We start from the raw sequence: 12,459 nt of genomic DNA on the forward strand, positions 1-12,459 counted from the left end.
CAGGGCATGATGCTCTCGGGTGCAGGCTGAATTGCACCCCGAGAGCGTCTGCTACCGGGTTGAAGCCGCCGCGGTTTGGGCCGCTTCCGATCTGGAGTCGACGCCTCTGAATCAATTGGTAGGATCCAATGACAGAGGCACTGACCAAGGCCGGGCTCGCCGAGAAACTGTACGAAGAGCTGGGCTTTAACAAGCGCGAAGCGAAAGAGATCGTCGAGTACTTCTTCGAGGAAATCCGCAATGCGCTGGAAAATAACGAGCAGGTCAAGCTCTCGGGCTTTGGCAATTTCGACCTGCGCGACAAAAGCCAGCGGCCAGGCCGTAACCCGAAAACCGGCGAAGAAATTCCCATCTCAGCCCGCAGGGTAGTTACCTTCAAACCAGGGCAAAAACTCAAGGCACGAGTAGAAGAATATGCTGGAACCGAGCAATAACGCTCAGCTACCTGCAATTCCTGGAAAGCGCTATTTCACCATTGGAGAGGTGAGTGAATTATGCGCCGTTAAACCCCATGTCCTGCGTTACTGGGAACAGGAATTCCCGCAGCTGAAGCCTGTAAAGCGCCGTGGTAATCGCCGTTATTACCAACATCAGGATGTCATCATGATCCGCCAGATTCGTGCGCTCCTGTACGAAGAGGGCTATACCATTGGAGGGGCCCGCCTGCAGATAGAGACCGGCAGCGAGCGGGCAGAAGTGGTACAACTACAGCAGGTACTGCCAGAAGTGATTGCAGAACTGAAAGATGTGGTAGCCCTGCTGGAAGGGGAAAATAATTTCTAAAATCGCTAATCCGGGCTTGCAATCCACTGCTAGTCCGGTATGATTCACGCCACATCGGAATACGATGTCTTTAAAAATCAATCACTTAGCGAAGTGAGCGATTTTTCAAAATCGGAGCGTAGCGCAGCCTGGTAGCGCACCACACTGGGGGTGTGGTGGTCGTCGGTTCAAATCCGGCCGCTCCGACCATCTTTCTCTATATCTCATGCGGCTTTCAGCCAGTTTTCGAGATTGAGCGTACAAAAACCAATTCCCAAGCGTACAAAAACCCCGTACAAAAACTCTCAATCACTTCCGCATTAGTAATTTCGGGTCGATGCTTATACCCACTTCTTTGTATTCCCGCTCATGTCCTCCGAGATAAAACTTCTCAGTAATTTCCGCATCCGTATGGGCGCATATTTCTGCAATTTTCTCTGAGCTATGGCCGGACTTCTTCAGTAGGTGAGAGGCTAGAGCGCGGACTTCGTGAAAGGTTGGCCTGGCGCTACTTGGCAAGTCCTGGCGAACTCCTGCGGCATCACGTACTTCCTTAAACTGATTTGATAGCCTTGCAGGCATCAGCCTGCACCAATGCTCATCTTGCTTCGCCCTGGGTTGCCTTTTCTTTGGTTGATACGAGACCGCAAACGGACAGCGGTAGTTTTGCAGAGATAGCTGCCGGGCCCGGTTGATGACTTGACGCAACCCAGGGTGCTGGCTGTAGGACCAGCGCAGATATGTGGCTCTTTCCTCGCCTCTCTGGTTGATTGATTTATCTACCCCTTTATCAATACCGGCATCCGTAACATGCTCGTCCAGTCGTAAGCTGCACACATCGCCGCGTCTCATGGTAGTGAGGAGCGAGAGGTCCATAGCAATTTGGAGCCCTGTATAACCCAGTTCACCGGCCATATCGTGTATTTGCCAGAAGTCTTGCAGAGTTAGCCTTTGTCTCACTTTTGCAGGACGCTGCCGCGGTATTAATTTGGGGGCTTCGTCGCTGGTGTTGAATGGGTTAAATGTGAGTTTCGGAACTGTACCTTCGAGCATTAAATAATTAACGAAACTGCGAAGAGCGGCGCGGCTATTACGCTGAGGGTGATAATCCTGCGATTCCCACCATTCGCGAACCATGGTTAGTGTCAGCTCGTGCGGCATAGGGTTATTAAGCTGTTCACACATACGCTCAACATAGCGGCGCTTCTGGTTCCAGCGTGAAGCTGTGGCCTGTTTGGGGTGGTTTAGCTCCATCCAGGCAACCCAGTCGCTGTAGCGGTCTAGCAGGCTTCCTGCTCGCGCAGTCCAAACGGTATCCGTTGTAGCTGGCTGACGCTCATAGAGGTCGCGCTGTCGGTTGGCCTGTTTTGCCTGACGAATCGCTTCGGCTGTTGTGCCGTGGAATGTGAGACTGGAACCATCTGGGCGTAAATAGCGCCAATAGTTTGCCCGCTTTTTGGGGTCGGTATAAAGATTTTCTGGCAACTCCAGACCGTCTACATATCTAGGTTTTTTTGGTCTAGCCATTATTTTCTTCCGTGTTATCTGCGTGCGAGTAGCGGTGAGATTGGCTCTGCATCTACCGCCGTGCGCTCTTCCGTGCGTATTGTGTAAGGGTCGTGAAACCCGTTTCGGTAAATATATAATCTATCGCCTAACCAGCGCCCAGCAACTTCACCAGTTGAAACCCACTTTATAACGGTCTCGCGTGCGGGCTGGGTTCCGGCAAAGCTCTCTCTAACCCAATCTTTCCAGTACATCAGTTGATTGATGCTTTGGGGCGCCCTTTGCTGGCCGCCCTCAACAACTCCGGTTTGTGCTTTCATGCAGCCACCTCTGCCTGATTAATTCTGCGAAATTCAATAACCCATACCCAGGGGTTTTGGTCCCAACTGTCACTGCTATAGATAGATTCCCAAAGCCTGCGGAATGCAGGGAGTGGCTTCTCATACCAACCACAAAATTGAGCGGCTGCGGATTCTGGGCCGTCCACACCTTCGGCTTTTGCGTCTTCCTCGCTAATATCCTGAATACGCTCAACGCGAACGGTAGTTATTTCTAAAGTGATACGGCTGGCCCAGCGGGGCATGTGGATTGAGGGGGTATCGTTTCCTTCCTGGGCTGACTGGGGCATGGTCCAGTTTTCTGCGATATCTTCATCTCTGAAGAATTCAAAACTACCATCTGCTAAATACTCGACCTGCACATCCTCGCAGTCACAGGTGTCCATTGCGCACGAATGAGAAATGGAAGGTTTCCAGGTTTCGCGCACCCACAGGCGGTCACCAGGCTCACCCAAAGGGCAGTTGATGTCGACAAACCTGCTTTGCCAGGCACTGTTTATCTCTTGATATAAAGAGCGGCCCGCAGGTAAACCACCAATTTGTTTGATAGCTTCCTTATTGCTTAAGCCATTAAATGGCTGAGGCTTTATGAGCCTGCGCGTTTGGGTTTTACGGCCATCCAGAATTGCGCGCACCATATCCCCATTAAATAAGATTGGTTTTTCTGCTATGGCTGAATTTATCATTAACTGTTCCATCGCATGTCCCTCAAAAACTATTTATTAAGTTAATGCCGCAAACGGATAAATCTGAACCCCTTCCATACTCAGAGTATTAGGGGCGGTAATTTCCTTTGCAGATGCAGTTCCTTTGTTTTGTCTTCTTAATTCAGCAACTACAGCGCGCTGAATCATTTGAAATTTATCTGACTTAACGGCGACTCTTTCGGGTTTCCGGTTTTTTAAAACCTGGAATGTAGAAAGGAATTTTTTTACTTCTGCTACTACTGCTGTAGCCTGCTTATTGAGAGGTAGTTTTGAAATTTCCATGTGAACCCCTTTAGGGGCCCTGAACTAGCGGCCCAGGTTGGTGTGATTATTTCCGTACAGTCTCAATAGCTTCTTCCATGGTTGGGTGCCTCTGATACATTCGACCTGTTCTGCATCCACGGAAGTGAAGGATTAGCTTTAGTAAACCTGGGCCGCTTGGCTCAATTGCAAATCTGATTGCCCGGTCATGAGCCATGACAACTCCACGGGTAAGATGGTCGAAATCAAAGGTTGCAAACCTGCCGAAAGCGTTCTCATTAATCTCGATGCCGCTGCCGTGGGGCTTTACTTTGCTACTTAAGTGATGTGCTCCACCAAATAAATCGCAGAGCATTTCAAAGCACTTCCATTGGCCCTCCGACATCCATGAATAGCGCTCTCTCCAAAAGTCACTCATAACTCTCTCCTAAAAGGGAATGTCGTCATCAAAACTTTGGTTAAAATCACTCCTTCCATCCATGGAATTAGGTGGCTGCTGCCTGTTTTGGTGTGCTCCTTGACCTTGTGCCGGTCTTTGTTGTGGTTGGTTTTGTGGGGCCATAGGGGAGGGCTGTTGGAATCCCTGACCCTGCTGCGCACCATTCTGCTGACCGTCAAGCATCTGCATTTCAGCCGCGACAACCTCAGTGGTGTAGCGGTCCTGACCTGTATTCTTGTCCTGCCACTTTCGCGTGCGAAGTGAGCCTTCGATATAAACTTTTGAACCTTTACGCAGGTATTCCCCGGCTATTTCTGCAAGACGATTAAAGAACGCCACGCGGTGCCACTCGGTGCGCTCCTGCTGCTGGCCGGTCTGCTTATCCTTCCAGCTTTCGCTAGTAGCTAGACTAACTTTGGTTACAGCTCCACCGCTGGGCGCATACATAGTTTCTGGGTCACTACCCAGGTTGCCGATAAGAATTACTTTGTTGATTCCTCTAGCCATGATTGGCTCCTTCAAAAAAGCGCCCTGTACTAGCGGCGCAAGACCCACGCGCTAACGTATTTGTAAGGCAGGTCTGGCTTCGGCCAACCGTGCCCCTGGAATTTCCTGGCCTTTTTTCAGGGCGGCCAATATGGCTTTCTTGTCGGGTGTGAATGTGTTTTTCACGGTGACGAATTCACCGGGTAGGGCATCTTCATTCTCAATCTCAGCCTTAGGTGCGGCCTTCTTGAGAGAGATCGTGAACACCGGGCATTCAATTTTCTTGATTCCGCATTCCTGCATATTGAAGCTGAGATATTCGGTGATTGAATTGCGGCGGTTTTGCAGAGCTTTTTTCTTGGCTTGTAACCGCTTAATTTCATCATCAAGCCCCTTTTCGAAGGGGGTGAAGTTCATGAGGAGATTTCCTATCTGGATAGCCTTCTCATTGAATTCAAGTTCGATACCTTCCAGAGTGTCGGCAATGTCTGCCGGCGTCATGTCGTTATCTTCGGCTAGTTGCTTCAGCTCGCGGGCTTGGTCGGTGATTTCATAGAGTTTTAAGGCGGTCATTATGCAGCTCCTTTGAGGCTTTCCTTTTGTGCTTCGTAGGTTTGGGTGAGAGCGGTAATTCCTTTTTTGGCGACATCAGTGAGGTGTGGCATATTTCCTTGCCGCTCAAGGTGTTTGATTGAGGTTTTGAATATTCCGGCGGCCTCATGAAGACGACGAGAGCTTTTCAGTGTCTCGAGGTGTTTCTGGACGTACTCGGTAAGCTCTTTAGCTTGCTTGTCTCGTGCGGAGTCTTTGTCTTCCGCTTTGTCGATTTGGCTTTTTAACTGACGCTCTTGGCGGTATTCGGGGTCATCCCATTCACCGCTGTAGATATCTGCGGAGAAGCCGAGGAATGAAAAGCACTTTTTTAGGGCGTCAGAAAGAGACTTCTTGGCTGCCTCTTTATCTTCGACAAAATACTTATTTTTGTGTGACCAATAGATGCGGGGTGTATGGCCATAGTTCTCCACGTGGCCGCGCTCCCCGTCAATTTTGTACCAGAGGCGTAGCCTGATTGTGTGGGTGAGGTTGTGGCCGATTACTTGACCGTCCTGAATTATTGGGGCTCCCTGGTCGTCACGCTCTTCAGCGATTTCGTAGCCCCAGTGAATGCCGATCGGTCCCCATATCTCAGTAGCTTTCTCAACCATGGCAATATGGTTGATGCTGGCAGTTTTGCGGCCTTCTAGCGTTGACTCTTTTACAAAGCGAGCGTCAGTTTTCTTTACTCGCTGCCAGATGCTTAGGTTCTCAAACATTTTGCTCACTCCTGCGATTAGAGAGGGAGGCTTAAACATCAAGCCGCTAGGACATATCCATATTCAATTGCTAAAGGCTCCAGTTCCTCACGGAACTCTTTTGCAACTTGCTTTGCACACTTATCAGCAAACTTGGAGCCTTTAACTCCACCCTCGCAAGAATCCGTTTTGCACTCTTTTAAGAATTCACCAAGGTTGTCTTCGTTAACGTTGTCCATGGCGATTTCAATAAAGCGGTTGAGATAATCAGCTTCGAATTTATTGAGGCGGTGGTTGCTAAGAAATATCTGCGTTAGGAAGTAGTCAGCAATACCAGATTCAATACGCTCAGTATCGGCTGCAGTTTCATCTGGTAGAGAGTCTTGATGGCGCTCGAAACGTCTAAGAGCGTCATCGGTGGGAATCGTTGAGTTGGAGGAGTGCATGGCTGAAGCTCTTTGTAATCTTGTTTATGTAAAGTTTATGTTAAACATAAACATTTGCAATAGATTACATAACAAACTAGTTGCTTTTTACGCCTATGTTTCTGATTGGTTATTTTCTAGTGATTTCCGAATACTGAGCTCAATGTCTGCAATGAGCCTGTCAACTTGAGAATCGGTTAGCTTGAAGTGACTAGGGGAGCGGCCAAGAAGCTCATCTGAGCTGATGTTAAGTAGCGTGCATAGTCTCGTGAGTTGCTCAAAGCTCAAACCTCGTTTCCTACCCGATAGAGGTCAGATACAAAGCTACGAGATACCCCAAGCGCCTCTGCAACTTGGCGTTGCTTGAGGCGGAGCTGTGAGGTGCGGCGTCTTATCCGGATGCCGACTGCACAAGGAAGGTTAATCAATAGGTGAATTTTCTAGTGGAAATGCTACGTCAAGCCACGAATTGTAGCGTTTATGAGACATTGGCGCCTGCTGCGCTGTGTTAGCCTTCATTTACCCAAGTTAGTTTGCTGAGCGGTGGGCATGGATTGGCGCCCTTGATAGAAACAGGCTCCATAGGATTGGAAAGTGCAGAAGGTTGTTCCGATAGTCGATTTTTTACCGAAAAAGGGTGAAAAGGATAGGGATTCTACTCACTCTAAGCGGCTGGCGTTGGTGGCTGTGGAAATGGCAGTGCCCCATCAATGCAGGGCATGTTTGAAGCGAAAGTACTGCCCCAATAAAGGAGTTGGGGAGTTCTGTATGGACTGGGAATACTCTGTCACCGAGTGAGGTCAAGGGATCTAATCGTTCCTCGCGCAATAGAGATGGATTCGTTTAACTCTTTCTCACTCGATTCGCTAGTGCCTTTAAGTCTTAAGTAGATAAAAGCAGCACTCATCAATAGGGGAGCGGTAATTTTCTCCTCACGAGTTTCAAGAGCGTCCCATACAGCCTGCACTGCAACCATGAGCTCATCTTGGTTGATTCCTTCCTCGAATGATGGTGATTGCTGTTCTCCAGTTACCTCTGGATGTGTTCGGTCCAGCCAGCCCTCTTTCTTCTCGGCAGCTTTCTCCATTCGTCTCGCGATTGAGTCGCCAATGTTTTCAGTGGGGTTTGGGCCAATACGCTGACTCAGCTGAGAGCGAGATATATCTGCTGCCTCAGCAAATGCCCCTTGGTTCCTGAACTTTGTTACCAGATAGCGGGCGTTCATACGCCGGATTTCGTGAATCGTCATCTTCTTATATGGGCCTGCCTATTCCTCCATGCAGTGTTGCAGACAGTTTATACCTCTGCGATACCGTAAAACATAAAAGTTGACGCCAGTATCATTATACAAAACATAAATTCTGTTGCCTGGGATTTATGTTTAACATAAACTTTTGAGCATGAACCTTATCAATTACTTAAAAATTAAACCATGCATTAAGCGGCGAGTTGAGCTTGCTGAGAAAGTTGGGTGCTCTGTAGGGCATCTGAATGCCATAGCTTGTGGTGCGGAGAAGCCTGGCTTGGGTTTATCTAGGGATATAGAGCGGGTGACTCAAGGCGAAGTAACCCGAGCAGAGTGTCGTCCGGATATCTGGAGTTAGGAGCCTTAACCCAGCTAAAAGAGTGAGTGTTACCGATACGTTTTACTAAATAGCCTCTGGAGCGAGGGGAAAATGCCTGGGGGTAGGCCGCCGCCTAGCCCCCAGGTCTTTTAAGTGAGCCCTAATTCGTGCGCTGTATACCGGGAGTCGAAGCCGCATACAGCACTGCGTGCACTTTGGTGGACACACTAATTGAGCCTCGAAAAAGGCTCATTTGTATACCGCCATGCCTGGCGGTGATTAGCAGCCCTTCTGGGGTGGGCTGCGTCATCACTGCGAGGAATTAGGGCGTGTAATCTGAAGTGCTCCCTAACTGGCTCGCAGGCGCAACCATTATGTATCCGACTTTCTGCTGTGTCGATATGGTTATTTGTTCAGTTCTCGCAAAGTGGAGTCGAAACAGTTGGAAGGGTAGGGCGCTCTCTGGCAGCGCCCAAGGTGCGAGGAAGCTAAAGCTGCGGAAAGATTCCGTTTATAGCCTCCTCAATGCTATCGCCGTCAGCGGATAGCTTTTTATCAGGGATACCAAGTGAATCGATAACTCGGGCAAAGAATTTTGGTTGGCATGGAGTGAGTCCAAGCTGAAGTATTTCGTGGACCTCTATTCGGATTATGTCTGTAGCGCTGCGTTCAAGGCGAAGGTAGTGGGTTTTGTACAGCCTGTCTTCATTAGAGGTCAGATCAAACATGACGATTCCTTTTGTCAGGTGTGTCAATCGATTATCTAGCTCATTTTTTGAAGTGTCGATCTGTTTATTTATTCATTACCAAAAAGTATTAATCAGAAATAGCAAGGGATGGAACGGAGGCTAGGGATGGGACTGGAGTGTAAATCAAATCTTAGGACGAGTAAGAAAACTCGTGACAGGTTGGACTCGCTGGCCGATAGATTCGGCATTGCTCGCGAGCAATTAATTCGAATTATTTTAGAAGCTTCACTTCCTATTTTCGAAGCTGAGACCCCCGAAGACATTAAAAAAGCCCAATCAGCTCAGCGCATCTTAGCCATGCTGCGCGTTTAAAAAATACGACGGTTCAAGATTTAACCCAGATCAGTAAATAACTAATCACAACTGGGGCAACACTATGCAAGACGACATCAAAGCGGCGATGGCTGGACTCTCAGAGTCTCAGCGTGACCGCTGGGCTTTTTGCGCCCGCAGGAACAAAAATAACACGGCATTACAGCAGGCTGAAAAAACCGTCGAGATGGTAACCGACGAACTAAGCGAGTTTTTAGGGCTCGATGAGACTCCCATCGACTCTAATCAAGTTCAAGGTGGAGGTGTGTAGTGAGTGCTGAGGCTACCTTCTGGGCATGGCAGCAGGGCGTGAAGTCCACGCATAAGCTAGTGCTGCTGTCTCTTGCCAATTGCCACAATGAGGCCAATGGGCAGTGTAATCCATCCATTGCCTATATCGCCCAATCAACCGGCCTCAACCGTAAAACAGTCATCACGGCGATGGAGCACCTCGAAGAATCTAGCCTCATTATCCGCGCCAAATCGACAGGTTCTAGCAATCAGTTCACTTTGAATTTTGGCCAAATCACCAGTACCAAAAATGGTACTAGTCCCAAAAGCGGACCAGGCCCAAAAACGGACATAACCAGTCCCAAAAACGGTACTGGACCAGTCCCAAAAACGGACCACGAATCTAAAAAGAATCTAAAAGAACCTAAAAATATTAATAGGGGATTGGATTTTTCATCCTGGCCAACCGAACCCGGGAAGGAAGTTTTGCAGGACTGGAAAAAAGTCCGCAAGGCGCCGCTCACCCAAACCGCTGTCAACCAGATTGCTAAGCAGTTCCACCTAGCCAGCCAACACGGCTACAGCGTTGACCACTGTCTCGCCATTTGCTGTGAGCGAGGTTGGCGAGGATTCCAGTTCCAGTGGCTGCTGAATCACGAGAACCAAGGGCAGCAGCCTCACGCCCAATCCATGCACCAAGGGCGGACCCGAGACCGGTCCGTGACCGAAATACTCACCGACACAAACTGGTAAACCTAGAACCATCAGGGAGTGATACCCATGACCGTAGCCACCATTTCAGAAGCCCTTCAGCGGATCTCAACTACTGAGCCCTGTAGCCCGCTAGCAGTGTTCCGCACCAAGCGAGTCGACCAAGTAGATGTGATGTTTGCAAGCACCATCCGCACCCAGCAGCGCATCGAGTGGGGCGATATCAGCTACCTGGGTAGCTTCCACAAGGAGAGCTTGAGCGAGGCCCGCCAGCGGCTTCGTGACTACTCAGAGAGTATGCGAGAAGTCGCGTGAGGAATGAGCCAGCCCCAACCAAAGCAGTTTTCTATCTTGAGCTCTTTCTCTGGGTGGTGGCGGTTGGCTCAGGTGTTTGGTTTTTGATTGGGTTGGAGTAGGGCAGATGGCAGAAGAGCTAATTCGTGATGAATTCAGTAAGTCACGCTTGATTCAGTTCATTGAGAGCTTGGACCTGGAAGGTAGGCCTTGGCTGTTCAAGTGGAATCAGCACAACCCCAACAGCTGGCCAATGAAGAAAACTTGGCGCATGTGGATGAGCGAAACAGCCGAATGGATGGCAGCGAGAGGTGCAACCATGCCTCTCTGCATGAAAGGAGGTAAGCCGTATGGGCAGCGCCCATTCAATGCTCAAGACGCGCACGAGTTATTTGTCAGTCAGCATGTAGGGCTTGATGCAAATGGTGAGCGCTACAAGACCGCCAGTGGTGACAAGGGGGTGATGCTCCAGATGATGGACCAGCACCTAGCCTGGGCAACCGAGCGGGGATTATTTCTAACCGTGCCAGGGGAAGGTGAATTCATGAAGCTAAAGCAGGGAGGAGAACAATGAGCAGAATTCGCAAGTCTGCCAGAGGTGAAGATTGCACCTTGAGGTTGTTTCCACACTGCAACAGCAATCCTGAAACGGTAGTGCTTTGCCATCTGCCAAGCAATGCAGGTCTAGCCCGCAAATCTCCTGATTGGTGGGGTGTGTACGGCTGTAGCAGCTGCCATGACGTTATTGATGGCCGGAGCAAGACGGACATCTCAAAGGCTGAGGTGGAGCGTAGCAAGTTAAGAGCGCTATACGAAACCCAAAGCAAGATGCGGGAAAAGGGATTGATAAAGGAGTAACCAATGCCTAGCTGGGGAAATACCGAACTAACTCGCAACCAGCAGAGCGCCTTGTTTGAGCCATCTCCGTGCGATGCGTGTAAGCAAAGGGACAGGTGTGCAGTAGAGGAGCTCGCTTGCAGTGATTACCTACGCTGGCAAGACACAGGCAAGGTGAGGTATCGAGACAGAGAGCCCACATCAAAGATATTCCAGAAAATCTTCAAGGTGAATCAATGAATTTTCACTCAGCTCGACAGGCTTGGCATGATGCGTTCGATACAACCACACAGCAATCTGATTATGCGGCAATGCTGGGTGGGCAGACGGTACGGAGCCGGGGGCCGAAGCATTACATTGATGAGATTCGGAATGAGAATGGAAAAGTTACTGCACGTTTGGCAGGTCAGACTGTTTATGCAACTGAAACTAGGGTGGGGAAGGGCAGTAGCGGGCGAATAATGGATGCCTGTGAAAAGGGATTGGTACAGCATGCCATAGCCAAATTGAGAGAAACTGATGAACTTGCTTATTGTTGGGGGATGGCTGCATATGCACCGCCGGGGAATCGATATAAGGAGCGAGCTTATCTTCTGAATTACATGATGAAGCGGTTTTATAGCTGGGGTGAGCCTCACGACCCGTTGAAAGTTGGACAATTGGCGTTTTATTGTATTCACTCTGTTGCTTTGCGAGACGTCAGTGGGAAGAGAATTGATCTTTGTCAGGCGCGAAAATTGTTGAGTTGTGATAAAGAAGAGTGGGATCGAAAGTGGCGAAAAATTTGGGTTAGATTGGTTCGGCTACTTGACCCCCTTCCAGGGATAGCTCTACCTTTTGTTTGTCGATTTATGGAAGCTTGTCTAAAGAAATCTTAGATGTAAAAAAGTTATATTGATTATTTTATTTAAGTCGTTGACTTTAGGTTGATAAGCACCATTGCGTTTCGCGCATGATTTGTTTTTCGTTTTTATTCTGATTTGGGGGTTGGGATGCTTGAAATGTATAGGAGGGTTTTTGATACACTTAATCGCTCAGTCGATAGGGAAATTAAAGGCTCAATTTTTCAAAGTGAAGTTTATAAGAATAATAAGTGGAGTGTGTTGGAAAGGTGGATAGTTTTATGGTCTAGCCATTTTAAGAAATATACTTGTTTAATGTTTTTTTTGTCTATTTTAATTTTTGTAAATTTGATTTTGTGGCAGCCCTGGATAAAAGCAAATGTATTAGAGTATACGAAGCAGTGGAAAGAAATGATTGGTTGGCAGGATACATTTTTAGCTGGCCAGTTGACCATTGTTGGCGTTGTATATCCCTTGGTGGTTGGATTAGTAAGTGTGTACCTGCAAAACAGGTCTGCTAAAAGTGTAATCTTGCCGATTTATCACAATTATTCAGGATTTATGTTTGCAGGAATGAGTGGGTTGAGTCTCGCAGCTTTTATTCTTGCTGGATATTTCATGAGGGCGTCTTTAAGTGATAAATACTATGTTGCTATTTGTATGGTTTCAGCAGTTTGGCTTTTTTTAATGTTTGTTTAACTG

21 protein-coding genes and 1 tRNA gene are annotated in these 12,459 nt (G+C 48.5%); 11 read left to right on the plus strand and 11 right to left on the minus strand.

All coding sequences use genetic code 11. From position 1 onward, the window contains the following. Positions 1-128: 128 nt before the first annotated feature. From ihfA to P3339_RS07945, 3 genes are all read left to right on the plus strand, one after another. On the plus strand, positions 129-434 hold the full coding sequence (gene ihfA / locus P3339_RS07935; protein WP_020413347.1) for an integration host factor subunit alpha: 306 nt from the start codon (positions 129-131) through the stop codon (positions 432-434). After that, entirely contained in the window at positions 415-783 is a 369-nt protein-coding gene (locus P3339_RS07940) for a MerR family transcriptional regulator (protein WP_020413346.1), read from the plus strand. The genes ihfA and P3339_RS07940 overlap by 20 nt, the downstream gene beginning before the upstream one ends. 112 nt (positions 784-895) lie before the next feature. After that, a tRNA-Pro gene (locus P3339_RS07945) sits at positions 896-972 on the plus strand. 99 nt (positions 973-1,071) lie between these two features. Here the strand turns inward: P3339_RS07945 and P3339_RS07950 are convergent. From P3339_RS07950 to P3339_RS08000, 11 genes are all read right to left on the minus strand, one after another. Further along, positions 1,072-2,289: a site-specific integrase gene (locus tag P3339_RS07950; protein WP_282952947.1), complete on the minus strand. Its 1,218-nt coding sequence runs from the start codon at positions 2,287-2,289 to the stop codon at positions 1,072-1,074. 14 nt (positions 2,290-2,303) lie between these two features. Beyond that, on the minus strand, positions 2,304-2,588 hold the full coding sequence (locus P3339_RS07955; protein WP_282952948.1) for a hypothetical protein: 285 nt from the start codon (positions 2,586-2,588) through the stop codon (positions 2,304-2,306). Continuing rightward, positions 2,585-3,304 carry an ASCH domain-containing protein gene (locus P3339_RS07960; protein WP_282952949.1) on the minus strand — a complete coding sequence of 240 codons (720 nt, stop codon included), beginning with the start codon at positions 3,302-3,304 and terminating at the stop codon, positions 2,585-2,587. Before P3339_RS07960 ends, P3339_RS07955 begins: the two co-directional genes overlap by 4 nt. A gap of 24 nt (positions 3,305-3,328) precedes the next feature. Next, complete coding sequence (locus tag P3339_RS07965) at positions 3,329-3,595, minus strand: hypothetical protein (protein ID WP_282952950.1); 267 nt, start codon at positions 3,593-3,595, stop codon at positions 3,329-3,331. 46 nt (positions 3,596-3,641) lie between these two features. Further along, positions 3,642-3,992, minus strand: a complete 351-nt coding sequence (locus P3339_RS07970) for a hypothetical protein (protein WP_282952951.1) — start codon at positions 3,990-3,992, stop codon at positions 3,642-3,644. A gap of 9 nt (positions 3,993-4,001) precedes the next feature. Beyond that, on the minus strand, positions 4,002-4,520 hold the full coding sequence (gene ssb / locus P3339_RS07975) for a single-stranded DNA-binding protein (RefSeq protein WP_282952952.1): 519 nt from the start codon (positions 4,518-4,520) through the stop codon (positions 4,002-4,004). Positions 4,521-4,571: 51 nt separating this feature from the next. After that, positions 4,572-5,072: a siphovirus Gp157 family protein gene (locus P3339_RS07980; protein WP_282952953.1), complete on the minus strand. Its 501-nt coding sequence runs from the start codon at positions 5,070-5,072 to the stop codon at positions 4,572-4,574. Next, complete coding sequence (locus tag P3339_RS07985; protein WP_282952954.1) at positions 5,072-5,812, minus strand: hypothetical protein; 741 nt, start codon at positions 5,810-5,812, stop codon at positions 5,072-5,074. Before P3339_RS07985 ends, P3339_RS07980 begins: the two co-directional genes overlap by 1 nt. Positions 5,813-5,850: 38 nt before the next feature. Continuing rightward, positions 5,851-6,237, minus strand: a complete 387-nt coding sequence (locus P3339_RS07990) for a hypothetical protein (RefSeq protein WP_282952955.1) — start codon at positions 6,235-6,237, stop codon at positions 5,851-5,853. Between the two features lie 766 nt (positions 6,238-7,003). After that, positions 7,004-7,465, minus strand: coding sequence for a hypothetical protein (locus P3339_RS07995; protein ID WP_282952956.1), 462 nt, complete (start codon positions 7,463-7,465; stop codon positions 7,004-7,006). Positions 7,466-8,269: 804 nt separating this feature from the next. Continuing rightward, positions 8,270-8,509: a hypothetical protein gene (locus tag P3339_RS08000; protein WP_282952957.1), complete on the minus strand. Its 240-nt coding sequence runs from the start codon at positions 8,507-8,509 to the stop codon at positions 8,270-8,272. A gap of 126 nt (positions 8,510-8,635) precedes the next feature. Between P3339_RS08000 and P3339_RS08005 the strand changes: the two genes are divergently transcribed. From P3339_RS08005 to P3339_RS08040, 8 genes are all read left to right on the plus strand, one after another. Next, on the plus strand, positions 8,636-8,842 hold the full coding sequence (locus P3339_RS08005) for a hypothetical protein (RefSeq protein WP_282952958.1): 207 nt from the start codon (positions 8,636-8,638) through the stop codon (positions 8,840-8,842). Between the two features lie 64 nt (positions 8,843-8,906). Then, complete coding sequence (locus P3339_RS08010; protein ID WP_282952959.1) at positions 8,907-9,113, plus strand: hypothetical protein; 207 nt, start codon at positions 8,907-8,909, stop codon at positions 9,111-9,113. After that, the gene (locus P3339_RS08015; protein ID WP_282952960.1) at positions 9,113-9,826 is read left to right on the plus strand and encodes a helix-turn-helix domain-containing protein; all 714 of its coding nucleotides are present in this window, start codon (positions 9,113-9,115) and stop codon (positions 9,824-9,826) included. The genes P3339_RS08010 and P3339_RS08015 overlap by 1 nt, the downstream gene beginning before the upstream one ends. Positions 9,827-9,853: 27 nt before the next feature. Then, positions 9,854-10,099, plus strand: coding sequence for a hypothetical protein (locus tag P3339_RS08020; RefSeq protein WP_282952961.1), 246 nt, complete (start codon positions 9,854-9,856; stop codon positions 10,097-10,099). Between the two features lie 106 nt (positions 10,100-10,205). Then, positions 10,206-10,652, plus strand: a complete 447-nt coding sequence (locus P3339_RS08025) for a NinB/YbcN family protein (RefSeq protein WP_282952962.1) — start codon at positions 10,206-10,208, stop codon at positions 10,650-10,652. Continuing rightward, entirely contained in the window at positions 10,649-10,936 is a 288-nt protein-coding gene (locus P3339_RS08030) for a nuclease domain-containing protein (protein WP_282952963.1), read from the plus strand. The genes P3339_RS08025 and P3339_RS08030 overlap by 4 nt, the downstream gene beginning before the upstream one ends. A gap of 215 nt (positions 10,937-11,151) precedes the next feature. After that, the gene (locus P3339_RS08035; RefSeq protein WP_282952964.1) at positions 11,152-11,793 is read left to right on the plus strand and encodes a hypothetical protein; all 642 of its coding nucleotides are present in this window, start codon (positions 11,152-11,154) and stop codon (positions 11,791-11,793) included. Between the two features lie 114 nt (positions 11,794-11,907). Continuing rightward, positions 11,908-12,456: a hypothetical protein gene (locus P3339_RS08040; protein WP_282952965.1), complete on the plus strand. Its 549-nt coding sequence runs from the start codon at positions 11,908-11,910 to the stop codon at positions 12,454-12,456. Positions 12,457-12,459 lie beyond the last annotated feature (3 nt).

Origin of the sequence: Microbulbifer sp. MLAF003 (assembly GCF_030012965.1) — a bacterium.
In the GTDB taxonomy this organism is placed as follows: Bacteria; Pseudomonadota; Gammaproteobacteria; order Pseudomonadales; family Cellvibrionaceae; genus Microbulbifer; species Microbulbifer variabilis.